Here is a 19,836-nt window from a genome sequence, read left to right as displayed (position 1 = left end):
CATCGTGATCACAGGCAACCTGTCCGGCAACAACGAGCCTGGCATCCGTCAGATGATCGAAGCCGCCGGCGCGAGGGGCCCTGCCCTTCAGACCCGACCTTAACGTTAACGAGATCGCCTTCGCAAAACTCGAGCAAGCTTGCGACCGGGGGAGACACACTATCGTTCGGTCTCTAGGCGTCTGTCGAGCGCATTATCGGCATATCTACCCCCGGAGATTCTTCAAACTATTTCGCTGCCGCAGGCTATTTGCTACGTCACCGGCCAACGCCACTAGCTCTCCTCAGCAAAGGCCTCTTCCCGCTTCTTGCCTACCGACGGGAGCAGTGTGACAACCAACGCGATCAACGCGACGACCAAGATCGTTACGGAAAGCGGCCGTGTTAGGAACACTGTCACGTCGCCACGGGAGAGCAAAAGCGCGCGTCGCAGATGCTCCTCCATCATCGGTCCGATCACAAATCCCAACAGAAACGGTGCCGGCTCGCACCCGAGCTTGACTAGAAGAAACCCACCGAAAGCGAAAACCGCCATTGTGTACACATCAGCGACGTTGTTGCTAACGCTGAAGACTCCGATCGAACAGAATGCAATGATGGCTGGAAAGAGAATATGATAGGGAATGGTGAGAAGCCGAACCCAAATTCCGACCAGCGGCAAGTTCAGCAGAACAAGTAGAACATTGCCGAGCCACATCGATGCGATGACGCCCCAGAACAGCTCCGGCTTCTGATTGACGACATCAGGCCCCGGCGTGATGCCCTGAACGATAAGAGCGCCGATCATCAATGCCATGACAGGGTTCGACGGCAGACCGAGCGTCAGCATCGGAATGAACGATGTTTGGGCGCCGGCATTATTAGCGCTCTCCGGTCCGGCGACTCCCTCGATTGCACCTTTTCCAAATCGTCCGGGATCTGCCGCTAGTTTTTTCTCGATCGAATAGGATGCAAACGACGACAGCATCGCGCCTCCTCCCGGAAGGATCCCAAGCACGGCTCCGAGAAACGTACCGCGGAGTATTGGAGGAAGGATGAGTTTCAGATCCTTGAACGAGAGGACCAAACCGCTCACCTTAGTCGCCACCATGCTACGATCCGCACCCGATTCTAGATTCCTGATTACCTCACTCAACCCGAATGTCCCCATCGCTACTGCGACGAATTCGAAGCCATCGGACCATTCCGGAATTCCAAAGGTAAGACGCAGGGTATTGGTGTAGATATCCTGCCCAGCGAGGCCGAGTAGAAGCCCCAGTACGATCATTGCAAGCGCCTTAAGAACCGATCCCGACGCGAGAATAATTGATGCCACCAATCCAAGGACCATTAGTGCAAAGTATTCGGGCGCACCAAACTGAAGCGCCACATGCGCGAGCGGAGGGGCAAACAGCGCCAGGAGAAATGTTGCGATTGTTCCTGCGATGAAGGATCCGATGGCCGCAGTTGCCAAGGCTGCTCCAGCTCGTCCCTGCCGTGCCATCTGATAGCCATCGATGGCAGTCACGACCGACGACGATTCTCCAGGCAGATTGATGAGGATAGCCGTAGTCGATCCGCCATACTGAGCGCCATAATAACTCCCAGCAAGCATGATAAGGGCCGAAACGGGCGCCAGCCCGAAGGTGAGCGGGAGCAGCATCGCAATCGTTGCAATCGGGCCGAGACCAGGCAACACCCCGACGAGCGTACCGAGCACGCAACCGATAAAGCAGTACCAAATATTGTGAAGCGACAGAGCGACGGAAAGTCCAAGACCGAGATTGTGAAGTGTATCCAAAAATGCCTCCTATCAGCCAATCCAATAGCCCCAGAGAGGCAGCTGGAGTCCTAGCTCGCGAACGAAGATGGCCCAACACAAGACCGCCAGCCCCACGGACGTCGCTACGGCGGTTTTCAACGCGAGGCGTTTGCTCGCCAGCGTCGATAGAAACACGGCAGACGTGATCGCGATCGGAAAGCCGAGCGGGTATAACAGCAATCCGAATGCGACGGGGCTGATGACAACGATCGCCAGCAACTTCCAGGGAATCTGGACTTCGCTCCGTTTGTCTGAGCGCCGACCATTCAAGAATATCGCTGCGCCGAGAATGAGCAGCAGCCACGACAGCACCGTCGGAAAGTATCCCGGCCCCATCCTCGCCCCGGTGCCAAACGCGAGACCGTGCGAATTCCAAGCGAACACGGCTCCCAGCGCCATGAAGATTGCGCCGGCGGCCACATCTTGGCGATTGCTGTCACGCACCTCATTCAACCCTTATCCTGAAATTAAATTCCGCGCCGCGTATGCCCCGACCGGGACGGCCGCGTCAGCGGCTCGTTCTAACGGCCACGCTCTATCGAGCGGACACGTTCCACTTGTAGTGCGAGCATTAAACCGTCTTGTCCCGAGCCGCGCTTCTACGCTCGATGAAACGCGCCATCATAGCTTGCGGCTCACCGAGCTCATAGCACTCGGTCTGCGCTCGTATCCCGGCGGCGCACGCTTCGTCGAATCCGGCCTGCGTCACGTCACGTAGGCGCTTCTTTTTGAGACGAACAGCCGATCGCGGGAGACTGCTAAGACGCTTCGCGCGCTCCATGGCTTGCTCGTATAGCTCCGAAGGTTCAGCAAGTTGGGTGACGAGGCCGATCTCGTATGCCCGCTGACCAGAGATCGTCTCGCCTGATACGCAGAGCTGAACATTCTGGGTCCAGCCCACGTGGAGACCGATCAGATACGGGCCCACAACACTTGCTACTCCAACCTTTACTTCCGGTTGCCCCCATTTGCTGTTCGGCGTGGCAATCCGCCAATCAGAGCAAAGGGCAACGTGCATGCCCCCCCGACGCAAATCCCATCGACAGCGGCCACACAGGGCTTCTCGAGATCGCGGATCGCCTGATACATGGCACGCTGGTGTTCCTGCCATGGCGCGATACCGCTGACGGTCACGGCACGCGCCTCGTCTAGATTCTGGCCTGACGAGAACGATGTCGCATCGGCACCTCTAAGGATGATGGCATTCACCTCGCTATTGGCATCCAAGGCTTTTAAGCTCGCGATGATAGCGCTCCTCGCGGACGCGGTGAATGAGTTCATCCGCTCGGGGCGATTCAGCGAAATGATCCCGACGCTATCCTTGATATTAACGATGACGTCTGGCGGTGATATCGAAGTCATGGTCATAGCTATTCCTCACTTGAACTCAATCACCGCATCAACGGCAACCGCTCCCCCACCTGGCAGCAATATGATGGGATTGATGTCGACAGACTTCAGAGACGTGCGCGATCGCGTCGCGAAGTCTCCCAGCGCGACTGCAGCGCCCGCCAGGTCCTGTACATTCAAAGATGGCGCACCGCGGTAACCCTGAAACAGCGGGCTCAATCTTAGCCTCATGCAGGCCTCGATTGCCTCCTCCAGCGTGAAAGGCGCCAGAAGCGATGAAACGTCTTTGCGTAGTTCGATAAGTGTCCCACCGTCGCCTATCAAAACCACCGGTCCCAGCTTCGGATCAACAGAAACTCCGAGGGCGAATTCATGACCGCCCCTAACCATGATCGCTACAATCACCTTTGGATCTTCGGTGCCGATGCGACGCAGGGAGCTGAGGCATTCGTGGGCGGCCAATGCTGCCGCTTCCTCTGTCGCTACCCGGAGGTATACTAGCCCGAGATCAGACTTATGCGGCACATTGGCTGCGCAGCCCTTTACCACGACGCTTCCTCCTCCGAGCGCGCGGAACGCTGCGGCGGCGTCCTCCGGAGTTCTACAAATCACATGTCGAACGATGGGAATCCCATGATTGGCCAGCAGAGCCAGGCTGTCGCCCTCGTTCAGAAGACCTGAGATATTCAGATCAATCAGCTCGGGAAGCGGCGGCGGTTCGGGCGCCCGAAGCAGCTCGTGATGGCGCGCATACTGGCGAAGCGCAAGAACAGCGTCTGCTTCCGTGCTGAATGTCGGAACGCCGTTTGCCTCGAAGGTTCGTCGCACGCTGCTTTGCGCTGCGCTCGCAACGACCGGCTTATTGCGGGTCCGGGCGAAGTCTGCTGCCGAGCGTGCAAAACGATCGATATCATATCCCCTTCCCGCCACGGGTATAGTCACCATGACTGCGTCCGCCTTCGGATCATCACCCATTGCGTTGAGAGCGGCCGGGAAGATCTCCGGATTTCCAAGAATCGCGGCTGTCATATCGAGCGGATTGTTTGGGGTTGCTATCTCGGGGAGGATTTTCCTTAGAGCAGCCGTGGTCACTTCGTTCAAATCCGTGAGTTCGAGACCTACCCGCTCAGCCAGATCAGCTGTCATCACTGCGACGGCGCCGCTATAACTGACAGAGACTGTGCGTGCCGCGCCTGGCGGCCGATTGTCGAGGTAAAGCGCCGTCGCACGTACGAGATCGGCGACATCCCTTGCTCGGTAGATTCCGTTCCGAGCAAGAAATACATCCACCGCCGCGTCGTCGCCAACGAGGGCTCCCGTGTGCGACGCTGCTGCGGTCGCCCCCTTCCTGCTTTCGCCGCCCTTGAGAACAAGGAGGTAGGCTCCGCGTCGCCGCGCGATTGCGGCGGCGCTGGCCAGCCGCGCGGGGTCTTGCAGGCTTTCGAGATACAGTAAAATCACTCGAATCTGCTCATCTGCCGCGACCGCCTCCGCCATCGCACAAGCCGTCAGATCAATGTCGTTTCCCGTCGCGATTACGTAGCGCACGCCATAGCCGGCTTCGCGAAGTAGAGCGAACGGCATGACACTTGCTGCGCCGCTCTGCCCTATGATTGCGATAGGACCATCTTTGGGCTCGATGTCGGTAAAAACCGTGCTGAAATTGAGAACCGCGCCATTCGCAAAATTAGCGGCTCCCTGTGCATTTGGCCCGACTATCCGCATGCCACGCTCCTCGGCGCACGCTAGCATCTGCAGCTCTCGTTGCCGACCTTCAACGCCGAGTTCTCCAAAACCCGCGCTCATCACAACGGCGGCTTTCACACCAGCTGTCGCGCACCTGGCGATCTGCTCGACCGCACTACGGCCATCAACCGCAACGATCGCGGCATCTGGAGCAGCCTTGATGTCAAGGATGTCCTTGTAGCACCGCAACCCCTGAACAGTGTCGCGAACCGGATTGACAGGGTCGATTTCACCCTTGAATCTGAAACGTTGCAGGAAAGCAATCGGACGCCCACCGACCTTATCGGGGTTCTGCGAGGCACCAATCACCGCCACTGATTTGGGATTGAGTAAAAGCTTTGCAGCATCCAGCGACGCCGCCGCCAGATCATTCGATCGTTGCACCGGAGCTCTCCACCAAGGTTGACCATTTTGCAGTATCGGCCTGCAACAGCTTGTTGAACTCGTCGGGGGTGGTGTGGAACGCTTCCGCCCCAAGAGATACAAGACGCTTCTTCAGATCGTCGCTGGACAACGCCGCGGCAAGCGCGGACGCTAGCCGGTTCTTGATTTCAGGCGACGTACCTTTCGGAACAACGATGCCGAACCAACTTGTCGATACAAATCCTGGCAAGCCAGCTTCGCTCACCGTTGGTACATCCGGAAGAGCCGGAATCCGATTAGCAGTCGTGACAGCAAGCGCCTTGACGTCCCCCGAAGTTATGTAAGGCAAATCGCCAGGCGTTATGTCGAACATCATGCTGATGCGGCCGCCCATAAGGTCCGTCAAGGCAGGCGCGGATCCGCGGTAAGGCACGTGAAGAATGTCGATTTGCGAGGTGCGCTTGAAAAGTTCGCCCGTCAAATGAACAACACCCCCGTTTCCGCTCGACCCGAAGGTCAGAGCGCCCGGCCTCTGTTTCGCGAGGGCGATCAGATCTGTGATGTTCGCCACGGGCAAATCTTTATTCACGATCACCACATGGGATGACAGCACTGCCGTGCCGATCGGCTCGAAGTCCACAAGCGGCTTGACCTGCATCTTGTCCTTGTAGAGCGCGGGATTGACGGTCATCGTGCCGGTCGTGGCGAAGAACAGCGTGTAACCGTCCGGCGAGGATGTCGCGGCGGCATGCATCGCGATATTGCCGCCAGCCCCGCCGCGATTGTCGATGATGACCGATTGACCGAGCTGCTGACCGAGATATTGCCCGACGAGGCGGGCCATCACGTCAGTACCTCCGCCGGGAGGAAACGGTACGATGAGACGAATGGGCCGTTCAGGATAATCGCTAGCCTGCGCGAGATTCGGCGTAAGCAGAATCGGTGCGCAGAGCAGTAGCTTTATGATCGAGCGTCGTGAGCGCATGAAAGCATCCCGTTGTCGAGTGACAAAAGGATGTCATCGCCTTTCGAACAGAACAAGACGTTGGCAAGGAAAGCTGATTTCGATTTAAGTGATGGTGCTGCCGGTGTTCGGCGCCGCTCCGACGATACGCACTTCCTCGCCGATAATTTCGTCCGGGATCGGCTGCTCGGTCAACGGAGCCAACATCGCATGGCAACAAGACATCAAAATATCAATGCAGCGCTAGCTGCTTGACGAGCGGAGGAATCAGCTCACGCAGCCTTGACAATATAAACTTGGTGGCCAGCGACATCGACTTGGGTTGAGCGGATGCGAGATTGATCTGCCGGCAAATCGCAGGATTGGTAATCTTCACAATAGACAGCTTTCCAGCCTTCACTTCTTCCCAAACGCTACATACTGGAAGAATCGCGACCGCGTCTCCCAACATGGCGACATGCTTCATCACAGAGATAGATTCTGCCTCGATTGCGACTGTCAGCGATATGTCCTGCTTGCGCGCATGATAGTCCAGGACAGACCGAAGCCCGTTCTGGAAGTGCGGAAGAACAAGTGGCACACCAGCCAACTCCGCAAAGTTGACCGTACTGGACAGCGCTAGGCGATTTGTCGGCGAGCAGACCACAAATGTCTCAAGCTCGCCCAACGAGTATTCATCCTGATTTCTGGCGATCGAGAAACGGTTGATTACAGCCATGTCGATGCTGCCCGCAGTCAACCATTCGTCGATGTGGCCATTCAGCCCCTCGCGAACGATCAACCTAATCTCAGGCGCGCTCGACTGCAGGTCAGCCCTCAACATAGACATGACGTTCGTGGCCAGCGACGGAATTATGCCAAGGCGGACGACACCCGACGGCACTTTTGAGGACTGGCGCGCCAAGTTATTGAGCTCCGCCGATTGATCCAGCAGCGTGATGGCGTTCGGTAGCATCTGGATTCCGAACTCGGAGAGCACGAAGCCCCGGCCCGTCCTATGAAAGAGCGCGCCGCCCCAGCTCTCTTCAATTTGCCCGATAGTGCGACTGATGAGCGACGGAGCCAGTTCCAGCAGAGCCGCCGCCTTGGATAGAGAGCCAGCGCGAGCGACCTGGATAAAGACATCCAACTGCCGAAGACTGACGTGTGTCATGCCAGCACCTCCAATTAGACCTACGACAGAGCAAAATCCGGGCCAACTCCAGTTCGTTTCGGATGGCTTGAATCACACCAGCGCAGAAAATTACTCATCATGGCGCAGAATTGACCGAACATGGCTGCGCTAAAGCCCTCATAGTAGTCAGTTCTTTTCCTCATCGGATATCAGAGGTCGAGCCATTCCTGGGGACGCTGGGCCACACGCAACAGCTGATCATCAGGTTCCTTGACGCCAGGCGCTAAGCTTACGATTGAGACTGCTGTCGAAGCGAGATCCATCGATAATGAAGCGGTCATGGATTCCGGTACCAATCGTCTCCCGATCGTCCCGGCAATCAATCCTAAAGCGCAATTTTCGTCCCTCGATGGCGGTCAGTTCGACCTCGGCCGTAACGTGCATCCCGACAGGCGTCGCGGCAATGTGATCAAGAGCAATATGTAGGCCTACCGTTTTCTGATCTATCGCAAGAAACGGCACCAACGCCCGCATGCATGTCCACTCAGAGAAGCCGACCAGATACGCCGTCGCGAATACGGCCGGCATTGCCGAAAATCCCGGGAAGATTGAACCCATGCCGGGCACCGTGATGGTCGGCGTGACCTCCATGGTCTCTCTGTGAACCAGCCCGACGTCTAGCTTTGCCAAAGTCAAAACATCCTCCATGGATCTTCAATACTGTTTCTGCACGTTGATAGCCGAACCCTCCGTTCGGATATCTCAAGCTCACCCGGCACCCGCGCGAAATGTTTCGAGAACATTATCGGCTCGCAACCTACAATCAGCTCTTCCAGCCGCTGAAAGTGGCCGCGATCCGATCGGTCGGAACCGATAAACGGGCCGATGCCGCGTCGAGGTAAGGCGCGTCCGCCAATTGAAGACGCGGATCGCGGATAAAGGCCTCTCTCTCTGCCCGTCGATCCTGCGCCCCTTGACGGAGATAACCATTCGGCGCCATCGCAATCGCACCAACGGGCGGCAGGTCAGCCCGTAACTTGACGCCTCGCAGTCTCTTACGCATCGCCCAACCATTTTGTCTCGATGCGCGGTTCAACCGACCAACGTACAGACATCGCCCATCGGACCGGGCTCGATACGGCAGGCTGCGAGCCCTTCAGCATCGAACGGCGCGGGCTCTCTCACCAAGATGCATCAGCTATCGACGACCATGGCGCTCCCGATCGTCGACGGGCTCTCTGCCGCGACAGAGTGCTTGGATTCTGCGAGTAGGTACTGCGCCACCAAGATTTCAGCCGTGACCCTGAGCGTAAAGAGAGCCGATTTTTTCATCTTGCTATCCTAACCTCAACGATACGGGATCCTGAACTCAAACCAGATTTGACTTTAATTCACGAGACCGGTGCGCTTTAGAGGTCCCCTCGCGTTTCGATCAGTCCGCAAAATGCTCGGGACTTTCCAGATTGGCGGTAATCCCAGGTGCTCACGCAGCGTCGCGCCACTTTATTGAGTTCGGAAGGCACCCCGGCGTCGTCCGGGATCACGTGGTCGACGAAGGCTTCGAGCCTGATGGCAAAATATCCAGCATCGTATTGAAGCCATTGGCGGCTCCAGATTGAAACCAGCATTCGATGGAGTCGGCGATCTGCTCGGGGGAGCGAACAATGATGCGGTGGTGAGTGCCACCTCGCTGGTATTCAGCAGATCCCTCACAGTCCATTGACTGTCTCGCGCCAAGGTCGTGGCGACCTTGAACGACGTCTGGACGCTGTCCTTCGGCAGACCCGCGGAGGAGGCTTATCGAGATCAAGAGATTGAGGGCTTACTCCCAAAGTATCCGTAAGCCGGGCGTGTCCGAGCTCGAGCGGAACAAGATCCCATATCTGCCTACTCTTCGTGCTTCCATCGTGAAACGCTCCTAGAGCTTAGAAGGTCTGCTTGAACTCCGCGCCATCTAGGCCCCTTTCCGACAAAAGATCGCGGCGCCCGTGAGGAATAGAACGGCCGTACCGAGATTCCATCCGAGGATCATCGCGGTCGCATCCAGCGGATGGAACATCGACAATGCGGTTGCGGTGATAGCCGAAACGGCAAGACTCCCCATCAGGATGACCGATGTTGGTCGGAGCGTGGCGGCGTAGCGCAGCATAGCCAGCATCAGCAGCGACAGAGGCAGGCTGGTCAGGACCAACGTCGCGAGACAACCGGACGCCGCCTCGATGGTAATCGCGCCTGGCGGTACCGGGACCCAGCCAGCGAAGCACTGATAGCCGATGGTCGACAGCCAGACGACGAGCGCCGGGGCGGGTAGGAGAAGCCACCAGCGGGACCGGTCCGGCAGGCTTATGAAGAAAGTAGCGATGGTGGCAAGGACACCCGTCATGAGCGACGAGATCATATTGATGGCGAATACCGCATCCTGCATGCGTTCGGCGAATTGCGGCCGCACGCCATGGCTGATCGTCATGAGGCCCATGATCGCGGCGGCAAGCAGGAGCCATCCAACAGCTCGAACCAGCGGCGGACGAAGGCGTTTGACCGGCGGAGCGTTGGTGGCGAGCGAGCGGATCAGATCGGCCGTGTCCATCACGAATCCCTCCGATCCGAGAGCAAGGTCCGAAGGTTCCGGAGCGCCCGATGCGTCGCCATTTTCAGCGAAGCGATGGAGAGCCCGGTCGCATCGGATGCCTCCCTTAGCGACATTTCCTTCAGCTTGAGGAGATCGACAGCCGTTCGCTGGATCGGCGGCAGGCCGCCGAGAGCCTCTGTCAGGCGACGCTTGTCAAACACGTCGTCGCTGTTGTCGGACGCTGCGGCAGTTGCCTCGTGCACGGCGGTGAGTGGCGCCTCGCGCGATATCTGCCGACCACGTCGACGCAGCCGATCAATGGCGCGACGATTGGCGATGCCGACCAGCCAGGGACCGAATGGCCGTGAGGGATCGTAGGTGTGCCGGATCGAATGTAGGGTCAGCAATATGTCCTGCACGGTATCTTCGATGTCCCAATGGTCCTTGTTCCATCGCCTGACCAATGATCTGAGATAGGGTGTGATCTCCTGGAGCAGGCGCAGGTAGGCGACCGTATCGCCGTCCTGCGCCCGCGCCATGAGAATTGTCCAGTCGAGATCGCGGGACGCAGCGGCCTCTGGATCCCCCGGCGTAGCCGTCGCCTTTTCTCGTGTCGCCTCGCCATCCGAGGCCGCCAGCGTCAGACGCCGCCGCCCGTCATCCTGCATTGCGCCAACTCCCAGAGACAGCAGCTGTAAGCCAGCAATGGCCCTGGGGACCGGTATGGAGGCAGCCGTGCTGCATCACCTTGCCTCCGGCGAACCAGATCGAGCACCACCTTTGTTGATCCAATGGTCGAGCGAGACTGGACCTGGGCCGATGGCTATGATGGCCATGGCCAAAGCTGCCCAGTACAGGTGGAAGTTAGCCCAACCATTCGGAAACACCAGCTGGATGACGCCCGTCATGACCAGCAGGCCGAGTGCGGCAAATCGCGTTCCGAGACCGACTATCAGTTGAATGGGCAGCGCGATTTCGGCAATTGCAGTCATCAGGGCCAACTGGTCAGGTGCGGGAAGCGCATACTCTCCCCCGAAGACATGCAGCTTGAACTGCTCCTCGAACAGGAACAAGGTCCCAAGCGAGAGCGACAGGAAACCGTCCCACCGCGTGAGGCCGGAGCGAAGGAAGGGAAGCGCCAGGGCAATGCGCACTACCGGAGGTGCGAGCCATTGCGCGGTCGCTTCGATCCGGAGGAGCACATGACGGACCGTTGCGCTCGTGCTGCTCAACGATGTCGGCTGCGGGCTCATGCGGCCTCCATCGATGGGGCTGACTGCATGTCATAGCCGACAATGACGCCTGCCTCGATCATGCCTCGAAGCGTACTGGCAAGATCAAAACGTGGATTGACTAACAGCCCTTCCTTCATGGCATCGACGATGGGCGATCCTGCCCGAAGCGCTTCTATGAATGCAGCGGCGCCTCCCGGCAGACGCCGAATCTCGACCTCCGCTTCGGGGCGTGCGACCAGCGCATCCTCTCCTCTGTCATCGAGATCGATTTGCACAGCTTCGATGCCGTCAATGTTCGCCTGCCAGATGCCGACGATCGGAAAGGCAGACCTCACGATGCGGACGGACGGGTGCAGGACGAGCCGTATCGTCGGGACATCGCCCGGCGGCACATGGCCGAGGGCTGACGGTGGCAGCGGGGATGCTTCGGCTGCGTGGTAGGCTTCCACCCACGCCCGCTCGAAACGCGCGACATCGGGGAGATAGGCAAGCACGGTGGCGGGCTCGAAGCGCGCGATGAAGGCGGGAAAGCCGGCCCCATAGTCGAGCATTATCGGAGAGGCCGGCGGTTCCGCCATCACATAGAGGCGCGCCATGGCAATGAAGAATTCCTCGCCGACAAGACGATGAACCACCGGATAGGCCGCCTTCAGGGTCTCGATCAACCCGACGACGACATTGTTGCGATAGACGGCGAAGCGCTTTGCGCTCGGCCGTCCGTCGGGGCCGACCAGCCCCGAAGGAGCCAGCTTCTGCGGATCAAGGATCGCACGGGCGAAGTCAGCCTGTCGGTCGGCGAACCCGTGCATGACGGAATCTTGCTCGGGGCCTTCAAGAATCGAAGCCGAGATGCCAGTTGATCCGATCATGGGCGATCACCACGACGAGCACGCTGAACGACGTTGGTCCAGAAGGTTTGGAGGCTGTCGACGCCGCCGGCCGTCGAACTCCATAAGGTTGCATCCCCGACCAGCAGCGTGCCCGCGAAGATGTCCGGCTTCGACTGCAGCAGCGCGTCGAAGGTGGTGCGGCCGTTAGCCGTGAAGGGATGGGGCGGAGCCGCGAGATCGATCTTCTGGCGCACCAATACGTCGAGTTTCGTGAGGGCTTCACCCACGCGCTCGAAGTGCGGCAGGTGGGGGTGAAGATTGAAGGTGCGCACGCCCGAGAGCAGATGAAGGCGGTCGAGCGAGGCATCGGCGTCGATCAGCGATGGCGTGCCATCGGCCTCGGAGGCCGGGCGCAATCCAAACCGATTTTCGGCCGGAACGCCCAACTCGGCGAGCAGCGAACGCCCGAAGCCGCCAAACCCCTGTCTCGGCGGAATGGTCTTGTCGCCATGATGCAAAAAGTCCGCGACCTGCCGTCCGATCATCTCCACATGCGAGCCAGGCTCTTCTTCTCCGATGTCGTGATGCGGGCCAACGAATACGAGATGATCCGGCTTGGAAAGAAACGAGCGGACGAAATCGATTTCCGCCGCGCTCGCCTGCTGATGGGTTCGCAGCGAGTCGAAGCTGATTACGATGAGCGTATCGATGCCCTCAAGGGCTTCGGATCCGAGCGGGGTGAGCCTGCCATCGTCAACGACACGTTCGATCTCGACAACCGGAAGCCCTGTGATCGCTTCTCCCAGCTTCACGAACGCAGCGAAGTTCTGCCTCACGATGTGATCGAGAAAACCTGCTATACCCTGGTCGTATCGGGAGGGATCGCTCCGCTCCTCGAAGCGGGGAAAGAGCATGCGGCAGCTCTCGAAGAGCGCTGGAAACCGGCTCTCGATGATGTCGAGGGGAGCTCCAGCCTCATCCGGCCGGCTCCAGGCATAATAGATAGCAACTCTCCGCGCCGGCATATGAGCTCCTCCGAGAATTAGTGTGCGTGGATCAGGGCGGGTGTCCGCCGCTGTGCGCGGTCGATGTCAGCCATTATGAGTTCGGCGCGCTCCGTCTCGGCCTTCAGCGTCGGCCAATCGGGCACATTTGCGTCCCACTCGATCAGAGTTGGAACCGGGCCGATGCGCTCGATCGTATGGGCGAACAAACCCCAGACGATCTCTTCGATCGGTCGGTCGTGGGCGTCGATCAGCAGGGGACGGCCTTCTTCATCGACGTCGGGCGCGAAGCCGGCCAAATGGATCTCCTGCACATTAGAAAGCGGGTAGGCATCGAGATAGGCGATTTGGTTCCAATTCTGATTGGTGCAGGCGACATAGACGTTGTTCACGTCCAACAACAGACCGCACCCTGTCCGTCTCACGATCTCTGCGATGAAGTCCGTCTCCGACCAGGTGCTCTCGGCGAAGGCCAGATAGGTGGACGGGTTCTCCAGCAGCATCTGGCGATCGAGAGCGTCCTGCACCTGGTCGACATGCTCCACGACCCGCGCGAGCGTCTCGTCCGTGTAGGGCAGCGGAAGCAGGTCGTTCAGGAAGCCGACGTCGTGGGTCGACCAGGCGAGATGCTCCGAGAACAGCGCGGGGGAATAGCGGTCGATCATTTGGCTCAGACGCGTGAGATGATCCTTGTCCAAAGCACGATCCGCGCCAATCGACAGGCCGACGCCATGGAGCGACAGCGGATAACGTTCGCGGACCGCTGTGAGGTAGCGATGCGGCGGCCCGCCCGCGCCCATGTAGTTCTCGGCATGAACCTCGAAGAAGCCAATGTCGGGGGAGGTTTCCATGATCGTGCGGTAATGCTCGGCCTTCAGGCCGACGCCGGCACTCTTCGGCAACGGTGCCTGGGACGGCTTGATGGTCAGTTTCGGCATGGTTTTCACCTCAGGCGTTTCAGGGATGGCCGGGCCGTGGGAGGCGGCCCGGCCGGAATGGGGACTAGACCTTAGGCTTCAAGCTGCCTGATCCGTTGGGGGTGGAGATCGTCGTGCAGGTACCGGTCGGTACCAGCTTGAAGGCGTTACCCTGGTAGTCGGCGGTGCTGGTGCCCGCGCAGGTCGTGCCTGCACCCGCGTAGCAATCGTTCTGTCCCTTGAGGGCGGTGCCGAAGCAGGGCTCGACCTTGCCGGACTTCACCTTCACAGTGTTGTCGGCCTGGATTTTCTTCTGCTGCGCCGTGAACTCCTGAGCATTCGCGGGCACCGAGGCGAGCGTGCCGAAGGCAGCAGCGAAGGCACCCGCCACCAGCGTAGACATCAGACGATCGGACATGTTGGATTCTCCTGAAAGTTAAGCCAGCACATCGATTGCGGCTGGCGGGATGGCGGCTGTTTCGGCGCGCCTGTAAGGTGGTTCGTTGTGACGTCCTCCGAGGTCACTCTGCTTCGGAGGATTTTTGTCAGCGGCCTTCTGCGCGTTGAATTGGCTGCGGGACGACCACGCAGCCGCTTCAGGAACCGACGACGCATTCCGCTGTCCGACCGCGAACAGCGGTTCAGGTCGACGGGGCCCTTTGAACTCCCGTCTCGCTCAGGCCACCGGCTTCGACGCGATCACCGCACTCGGATGCAGCTCGGGCTCGCCGGCCAGCAGTTCGGGAACGGTCGCGAAGATCTGGCTGGCGGCACTGCCGGACATATGGGCGCAACTCGGCCCGGTCAACGACACCGCGTGCCGTCTGCAGCGTCCGGCACCGCATCGTTCAGCTCAAAACCAGTGCAGGAATATGAGGGAGATTTGATCGGCTCTCGCTGATCGTCACGCTATCGAAAAGCCGGTTGAACGAATGGCCGGGGCACGCCGGCGCCCTCATCGGAGCTGGCGAAGGTCCAGCTTCTTCCTTCCACCGCCACACAACGGGTAGCTCGTGTTCGGCGTCGATATGCACAGGCGTTCATCATCTGGCAATCCGGATCAGATCGGCGACTGTTGCGCGAGCCCCCTTGCGCGCACATAACCGGACAGCGCCGCCGCCAGGTGTTCAAAGACTGCACGCATCGGCGAGCTTGAGCGCAGGTCTTCGTGCATGGCAATCCAGACTTGCAAGCTCAACGAAAATTCGTTCGGCAATAAGCGAACGAGCGCAGGATCCCTTCGTGCAACCGCCGTTTGGCAGATCCCAATCCCGAATCCGGCTCGGATCGCGGCAAGCTGTGCAACATGGCTGTCCGTTCGCAACGCGAAGTCGTCGCGCCTCAGGTTCATTCCCAGCTGCCGCAAGGCGCGGATTGATACGCCTTCCCGATCGAATCCTATCAGCGCGTGCTGGGTCAAGTCGTGCATGCTGTGGGGTCGGCCATGTTCACCCAGATAGCGTCGATGGGCATAAAGCCCCAACGTGACCTGACCTATTCGGCGCGCAACGAGAGTTGCCTGCTTGGGCCTTGTCATCCGCACGGCGATGTCGGAATCTCGCCGGAGCAAGTCTTCCGCGCGGTCGGAAACGGATAGCTCGATGATGATCTCCGGGTGACCGGCGCGAAATTCGGTGAGAATCGGAGGCAGCACTTCCGTAGCCACGATCTCGCTCGCTGCAATCCGCACGACCGCGCGAGGCAGGGCTTCGTTGCTGGAGATTGTTCGGACGAGAGTTGCCGCTGCGGCGGCCATCGCCTGCGCGTGAGGTTCGATCGCGCGCCCTGCAGTGGTCGGTCTGAGACCATCCTGCGCGCGCGTAAACAGCGAGGTGCCGAGAGTGATCTCGAGCTCCTTGACATGCCGACTGATCGTAGGCTGGGTAAGCCCCAGCGTCCGTGCCGCCCCCGACAAGCTTCCTTCCCGCAATACGGCGAGGAATGAGCGGTAGAGCTCCCAACCAGGATCCTTCTCCATAAATTCCTGTATATCGGTTCGACGCCTTTCTACAATTCCATTTAGACGCCGCGTTGACCATCTTGATCCGGACAACAACCACCGGCACTCGAGGTCCTCATGCGCGTACATGCTATCCAAACCGGAACCGTCAGGATCAAAACGGCCCAGGTCGCGGGCCGCGGCCACGGATTTCGGCGCCAGCTCGCGATGTTCACTGACCCCAACTGGACCGATTGGCTGCCTACCTATGCCTGGGCAATCGAGCACCAGGAGGGCGTCATCGTCGTCGACACCGGCCAGGGGACACACCTGCTGGAAAGTGCACAGTCGTGCCATCCTTATGTGAGGTGGGAAGTAGCGTTCCGAATTGAGCGTGAGCAGGAGATCGGTCCGCAGTTGCGTGCCCTCGGCATTGGGGCGCGAGACGTGAAGAAGGTTGTTCTAACCCACTTGCACATGGATCACGACGGCGGACTGGTCCATTTCCCGAACAGCGAAATCTTCGTTGCTCGGGACGAGATGCGCGCGGCGAGCGGATGGATGGGGCGCATACGCGGATATCTACCTCATCGGTGGCCTACGTGGTTCGATCCGCTTCCGCTCGATCTTGCAGCTGAGCCGTTTGGACCCTTCATGCGCAGCCGTCGCCTGACCGATGCCGGAGACATCATTGTCGTCGGCACACCCGGCCACACCGCTGATCATGTCTCAGTCCTTGTCCAGGACGGTGACATGACCGTATTTCTTGCCGGCGACGCCTCTTACAATCAGGCCTTGATGGTAGCCGGCACGGCGGACGGCGTCAGTGCAAACGAAAAAATATCGACTGCGACGTTGGAGACAATCGGCACCTATGCAAAGAGTCGTTCAACCATCTACCTGCCGACCCACGACCCCGAATCCGGCACCCGGCTCGCAAATCGCTGTATCATAATGAGCTGATCTTTGGCTCTGCCGTTCGCCGCGATGCTCGGTTGCCTCGATCTCATGAGTCGGCCTCGAACTTCGCGTCCATCCAATCGAAGAAATCCGCGTGCCACAGTGTCTGCGCGCCGAGTTGACAATGCTCGGCGCCGCCTGAAGCGCGATCGTACACCCTTGTTGTAATGCTGCGCGCGCCCGTGAGCGCTTTTTCGAACTGGGTGACCTGCTCAATCGGGACGAAGTGATCTTCAGTACCAGCGAGGATGAGAAGGTCGGCGGTGATGCGTGGAGCGACGCCGTCAAGCGTGTACTTGCGCAACTCGATGGCGCTATCGAGCGGATGTTTGGTGCCGAGGGTCCACATGCCGCTCGCGATCGCCCAACGGAATCCGGGAGACCACGCCGCCTTGAGGCGAACCATGAGATCGACTGCGGCACCGAGACCGTGCGCGCGCAGCCAGGTGACAGCCGGCGGCACGAAACGCGTCGCCGACTGACCCGCGTCGAACATCACATCATAGGCGGCGACACCGTCGAAGCGCTGATCGAACGCGGCGGCACGCGGCGCGAAGTACCCCCCCATACTCATGCCGACCAGCACCATCTTGGCGGGCCGCGGATGGCCGCCGAGAAAGCTGTCGATCACCGCACGCACCGGCTTCTCCCACTCGTGCGTGAACGTGAGGCCCTGTTCGCGCAGCATCGCGCCCTGTCCGGGTCCGTCGTAGGTCAAGACATCATAGCCGTGCTCGTTCGCATCCTTGACCAGCGCGAAATAGAGTTCCTCAATCGTCGAGTCGAAACCGCCGCCGAACACGATCAGGGATCGCTTCTTCGATGGGCCGTCGGCGGCCGGATAGTAGACTGCGTCGAGGTGATGCGCTTCGCCGTAGGGCACTACGATCCTCTGGTAGCGCACGCCGAGCGCGTCGAGGCCGGCATAGAATGCGCGCCGGTTCTTCCCCGCGGCCGACGGACGCTTCGGGTCATCGGGCGGAAGGAAGAACTCGGCCGTGCGGTAATAGTTGTGGGCGCGCAACAGCGCCCGGCCCCGCCCGAGCGGATCCTTGATCGTCTCGGCGCGAGCGCTGACGCGATCGGCGGTCGCGGTCCAGGCTGCGAACCAGCCCTGCGCGTCGCCGGAGCGGATGTGCTTGATCGTTTCCAACACCTCCGACGTATCGGCGCCGTCGGCGGCGATGTCGGTCAAAGCCCGCAATGTTTGAAAATGATAGCTCTGGTCCGCGAAGAACCGCCCCTGACCGACATCGGCCGCTCCGATCCACGCATAGGTCCCTGCTCCCGCCCCAAGCACTGTCAGCACGATCACGATCCACTTCAGGGTCATACGCGCCGTCTCCGCCGTTAACGCAATATTTCTTGCGTTAAGATGCCGAAGGCTCACATTAATGCAAGCCGAATTGCGTTTATGATGAGGATGATTCGAAACTGGAGACGCTGATGGCTGAAGAGGGTGCACCGAAGAAGCGGCCGGGCGGTCGGAGTGCCCGCATACACCAAGCAGTTTTGAAGTCCGCCTTCGAGGAGCTTTCCAAGAGCGGTTTCAGGGATTTCAGCATCGCCGACGTCGCGGCGCGGGCCGGCGTACATGAAACCTCGATTTACCGGCGCTGGGGCTCACGCGAAGCGCTGGCGCTCGACGCGAGCCTGCATTTCGCCGACGACGCGATCGCCATTCCCGACACCGGCGTACTGAAGACAGACCTGATGGAGATCATGCAGAGCGCGATCCGACTGCTCGGCACACCACGCGGCCAAGCGATGCTTGCGCTGGTGGAATTGCGCGACGACAACATGCAGCGTTTGAAGCGCGCCTACTGGCGCGAACGGTTCTCGCGGCTGCGGCCAGTGTTTGATCGCGCGATCAAACGCGGCGAGTTTCCTGCCGACGCCGACCCGATCATTTTTCTCGAAACGCTGGTGGCACCACTGTACTTCCGCCTGTTGGTCAGCATGGAAGCGCCCAGCAGTTGGCCGCTCGACGAACAGGTGGATCGCCTGCTGAAGGCTTACGTGAGCTAGCGCGGCATGCTTTAACCTTGATCGCCTGGTGCTCTAGGCTTATTTCGACCGTAGATGCCTGGGTTACTCGAGTGACGATCACAGATTTGACCAACGGCTTATACATCCCCGCATTTTGGCAGCCGACCAGCAGCACATGCGAACAATTGAATTTGACTGAATCGAAATCGGGTAAGCCAATTCAGCGCGGATCACTGTAGCGACAGCTTCGGCGCTGTTGACGGTGACGCGTCAGGCATCATCCGGACTTCGCCGCCCCCATTCCCAATCCTCGACGCGTCCGGTCGACGGCGAGGCGTAGTTGACTGGTCGTAGTAATAGATCTGCCTTACCAGGACGGAAGCCAAAGCATCACAAACGGGACCGGAAATGGCAGCGGAAGGGGGACGAATACCAGCTGCATCGGCCCAGCTCTCAGCACCACGAATGATTCTCTGGAGGGCACAAAAGCACTGCGACCCACTCGCTTACGCCGCTCGTGGTACTCTCGAAAGTCGATAATATTGTTATCGTCGCTGCTCATCAGGTTCTCCCTACTCCGCATAAGCGGGGCGGCATGACCCCAACGGTATCGCCAAGTCGTCGGGCAGTTCGTCGTCTTGCCTCTCGCCGATCTTGACGCACATCCTATCGACCGATCGTCAGAGAGATGTCCGGCACACACTCTCTCAGTGGCACTCAACTGATGGCACCTGACTCGCCACCCATGCTAGCGCGTGTACAGGGCGCGTTTGTTGGCGGCTTTGCCCGTAACAGCGGCGAAAGCGGACATCGCCAGAGGCCTGAGACGGGCCAAAAGGCGGCGTTGCTCCGGCAACCTGGAGGTATCAGCTCAAGGATCAAGAGCGTCATCCGGTGTGGGGGAACTTTTCATGCGTGCTCGAAGTCGAACGACGATTTCGCTTACTCGCTTAGCGTCGTTAGCGATCGCATTGAGAGCTAGTCGGGCTTCTTCCAGATCTGGCGGTTCAGCGCTCAGCCAGTTTAACCCGGCATCTGCATTAAGGACCGTCGCTG

General features: G+C 59.5%; 18 protein-coding genes and 1 pseudogene. 3 read left to right on the top strand and 16 right to left on the bottom strand.

Annotated features, from left to right (window positions below):
• Window positions 1-273: 273 nt before the first annotated feature.
• From ABIB95_RS37910 to ABIB95_RS37890, 5 genes and pseudogenes are all read right to left on the bottom strand, one after another.
• Window positions 274-1,779, bottom strand: a complete 1,506-nt coding sequence (locus tag ABIB95_RS37910; protein WP_354247452.1) for a tripartite tricarboxylate transporter permease — start codon at window positions 1,777-1,779, stop codon at window positions 274-276.
• Between the two features lie 12 nt (window positions 1,780-1,791).
• Window positions 1,792-2,244, bottom strand: coding sequence for a tripartite tricarboxylate transporter TctB family protein (locus tag ABIB95_RS37905; protein WP_354247528.1), 453 nt, complete (start codon window positions 2,242-2,244; stop codon window positions 1,792-1,794).
• 127 nt (window positions 2,245-2,371) lie between these two features.
• Window positions 2,372-3,162: pseudogene (locus ABIB95_RS37900) on the bottom strand (enoyl-CoA hydratase/isomerase family protein).
• A gap of 15 nt (window positions 3,163-3,177) precedes the next feature.
• Window positions 3,178-5,280 carry an acetate--CoA ligase family protein gene (locus tag ABIB95_RS37895; RefSeq protein ID WP_354247449.1) on the bottom strand — a complete coding sequence of 701 codons (2,103 nt, stop codon included), beginning with the start codon at window positions 5,278-5,280 and terminating at the stop codon, window positions 3,178-3,180.
• Complete coding sequence (locus ABIB95_RS37890; RefSeq protein WP_247312325.1) at window positions 5,264-6,244, bottom strand: Bug family tripartite tricarboxylate transporter substrate binding protein; 981 nt, start codon at window positions 6,242-6,244, stop codon at window positions 5,264-5,266. The genes ABIB95_RS37895 and ABIB95_RS37890 overlap by 17 nt, the downstream gene beginning before the upstream one ends.
• Window positions 6,245-6,274: 30 nt before the next feature.
• Here ABIB95_RS37890 and ABIB95_RS37885 point away from each other — a divergent pair, with 30 nt between their 5' ends.
• Window positions 6,275-6,478 carry a hypothetical protein gene (locus ABIB95_RS37885; RefSeq protein ID WP_354247446.1) on the top strand — a complete coding sequence of 68 codons (204 nt, stop codon included), beginning with the start codon at window positions 6,275-6,277 and terminating at the stop codon, window positions 6,476-6,478.
• On the opposite strand, the gene ABIB95_RS37880 is transcribed toward ABIB95_RS37885, so the two are convergent.
• The 10 genes from ABIB95_RS37880 to ABIB95_RS37835 form a co-directional block, all read right to left on the bottom strand.
• Window positions 6,456-7,376, bottom strand: coding sequence for a LysR family transcriptional regulator (locus tag ABIB95_RS37880; RefSeq protein ID WP_354247443.1), 921 nt, complete (start codon window positions 7,374-7,376; stop codon window positions 6,456-6,458). The genes ABIB95_RS37885 and ABIB95_RS37880 overlap by 23 nt on opposite strands.
• Before the next feature lie 222 nt (window positions 7,377-7,598).
• A complete protein-coding gene (locus tag ABIB95_RS37875) occupies window positions 7,599-8,045 on the bottom strand; it encodes a thioesterase family protein (RefSeq protein ID WP_354247440.1) in 447 nt (148 codons plus the stop codon).
• Window positions 8,046-9,291: 1,246 nt separating this feature from the next.
• Entirely contained in the window at window positions 9,292-9,924 is a 633-nt protein-coding gene (locus ABIB95_RS37870) for an NrsF family protein (RefSeq protein ID WP_354247438.1), read from the bottom strand.
• Complete coding sequence (locus ABIB95_RS37865; protein WP_354247436.1) at window positions 9,924-10,574, bottom strand: sigma-70 family RNA polymerase sigma factor; 651 nt, start codon at window positions 10,572-10,574, stop codon at window positions 9,924-9,926. Before ABIB95_RS37865 ends, ABIB95_RS37870 begins: the two co-directional genes overlap by 1 nt.
• Window positions 10,575-10,649: 75 nt before the next feature.
• Window positions 10,650-11,159 carry a DoxX family protein gene (locus ABIB95_RS37860; protein ID WP_354247433.1) on the bottom strand — a complete coding sequence of 170 codons (510 nt, stop codon included), beginning with the start codon at window positions 11,157-11,159 and terminating at the stop codon, window positions 10,650-10,652.
• The gene (locus ABIB95_RS37855; RefSeq protein ID WP_354247525.1) at window positions 11,156-11,950 is read right to left on the bottom strand and encodes an HvfC/BufC N-terminal domain-containing protein; all 795 of its coding nucleotides are present in this window, start codon (window positions 11,948-11,950) and stop codon (window positions 11,156-11,158) included. The genes ABIB95_RS37860 and ABIB95_RS37855 overlap by 4 nt, the downstream gene beginning before the upstream one ends.
• Window positions 11,951-12,006: 56 nt before the next feature.
• On the bottom strand, window positions 12,007-12,885 hold the full coding sequence (locus ABIB95_RS37850; protein ID WP_354247430.1) for a hypothetical protein: 879 nt from the start codon (window positions 12,883-12,885) through the stop codon (window positions 12,007-12,009).
• 128 nt (window positions 12,886-13,013) lie between these two features.
• A complete protein-coding gene (gene bufB, locus ABIB95_RS37845) occupies window positions 13,014-13,913 on the bottom strand; it encodes an MNIO family bufferin maturase (RefSeq protein ID WP_247312300.1) in 900 nt (299 codons plus the stop codon).
• Between the two features lie 64 nt (window positions 13,914-13,977).
• Window positions 13,978-14,310, bottom strand: coding sequence for a BufA1 family periplasmic bufferin-type metallophore (locus ABIB95_RS37840; RefSeq protein ID WP_354247427.1), 333 nt, complete (start codon window positions 14,308-14,310; stop codon window positions 13,978-13,980).
• Window positions 14,311-14,952: 642 nt separating this feature from the next.
• Window positions 14,953-15,870: a LysR family transcriptional regulator gene (locus ABIB95_RS37835; protein WP_354247424.1), complete on the bottom strand. Its 918-nt coding sequence runs from the start codon at window positions 15,868-15,870 to the stop codon at window positions 14,953-14,955.
• A gap of 99 nt (window positions 15,871-15,969) precedes the next feature.
• On the opposite strand from ABIB95_RS37835, the gene ABIB95_RS37830 reads away from it, so the two are divergent.
• A complete protein-coding gene (locus ABIB95_RS37830; protein ID WP_354247422.1) occupies window positions 15,970-16,794 on the top strand; it encodes an N-acyl homoserine lactonase family protein in 825 nt (274 codons plus the stop codon).
• Window positions 16,795-16,837: 43 nt separating this feature from the next.
• Here ABIB95_RS37830 and ABIB95_RS37825 read toward each other — a convergent pair whose 3' ends face one another.
• Window positions 16,838-18,256, bottom strand: a complete 1,419-nt coding sequence (locus tag ABIB95_RS37825; RefSeq protein WP_354247419.1) for an alpha/beta hydrolase family protein — start codon at window positions 18,254-18,256, stop codon at window positions 16,838-16,840.
• On the opposite strand from ABIB95_RS37825, the gene ABIB95_RS37820 reads away from it, so the two are divergent.
• Window positions 18,238-18,819, top strand: coding sequence for a TetR/AcrR family transcriptional regulator (locus ABIB95_RS37820; RefSeq protein WP_354247416.1), 582 nt, complete (start codon window positions 18,238-18,240; stop codon window positions 18,817-18,819). The two genes, ABIB95_RS37825 and ABIB95_RS37820, sit on opposite strands and share 19 nt — an antisense overlap.
• The last annotated feature ends 1,017 nt before the right edge of the window (window positions 18,820-19,836 follow it).

Origin of the sequence: Bradyrhizobium sp. LA2.1 (assembly GCF_040547725.1) — a bacterium.
Classification (GTDB): domain Bacteria; phylum Pseudomonadota; class Alphaproteobacteria; order Rhizobiales; family Xanthobacteraceae; genus Bradyrhizobium; species Bradyrhizobium barranii.
This window is presented reverse-complemented; position numbering and strand designations above follow the sequence as displayed.

Excerpts from the sequence above, each read along its gene's own strand:
- ABIB95_RS37890 (WP_247312325.1), bottom strand. The coding sequence starts at position 6,244 with ATGCGCTCACGACGCTCGATCATAAAGCTACTGCTCTGCGCACCGATT.
- ABIB95_RS37855 (WP_354247525.1), bottom strand. The coding sequence starts at position 11,950 with ATGCACGGGTTCGCCGACCGACAGGCTGACTTCGCCCGTGCGATCCTT.
- ABIB95_RS37880 (WP_354247443.1), bottom strand. The coding sequence starts at position 7,376 with ATGACACACGTCAGTCTTCGGCAGTTGGATGTCTTTATCCAGGTCGCT.
- ABIB95_RS37820 (WP_354247416.1), top strand. The coding sequence starts at position 18,238 with ATGGCTGAAGAGGGTGCACCGAAGAAGCGGCCGGGCGGTCGGAGTGCC.
- ABIB95_RS37865 (WP_354247436.1), bottom strand. The coding sequence starts at position 10,574 with ATGCAGGATGACGGGCGGCGGCGTCTGACGCTGGCGGCCTCGGATGGC.
- ABIB95_RS37875 (WP_354247440.1), bottom strand. The coding sequence starts at position 8,045 with ATGGAGGATGTTTTGACTTTGGCAAAGCTAGACGTCGGGCTGGTTCAC.
- bufB (WP_247312300.1), bottom strand. The coding sequence starts at position 13,913 with ATGCCGAAACTGACCATCAAGCCGTCCCAGGCACCGTTGCCGAAGAGT.
- ABIB95_RS37850 (WP_354247430.1), bottom strand. The coding sequence starts at position 12,885 with ATGCTCTTTCCCCGCTTCGAGGAGCGGAGCGATCCCTCCCGATACGAC.
- ABIB95_RS37840 (WP_354247427.1), bottom strand. The coding sequence starts at position 14,310 with ATGTCCGATCGTCTGATGTCTACGCTGGTGGCGGGTGCCTTCGCTGCT.
- ABIB95_RS37830 (WP_354247422.1), top strand. The coding sequence starts at position 15,970 with ATGCGCGTACATGCTATCCAAACCGGAACCGTCAGGATCAAAACGGCC.
- ABIB95_RS37870 (WP_354247438.1), bottom strand. The coding sequence starts at position 9,924 with ATGGACACGGCCGATCTGATCCGCTCGCTCGCCACCAACGCTCCGCCG.
- ABIB95_RS37860 (WP_354247433.1), bottom strand. The coding sequence starts at position 11,159 with ATGAGCCCGCAGCCGACATCGTTGAGCAGCACGAGCGCAACGGTCCGT.
- ABIB95_RS37885 (WP_354247446.1), top strand. The coding sequence starts at position 6,275 with ATGTCATCGCCTTTCGAACAGAACAAGACGTTGGCAAGGAAAGCTGAT.
- ABIB95_RS37835 (WP_354247424.1), bottom strand. The coding sequence starts at position 15,870 with ATGGAGAAGGATCCTGGTTGGGAGCTCTACCGCTCATTCCTCGCCGTA.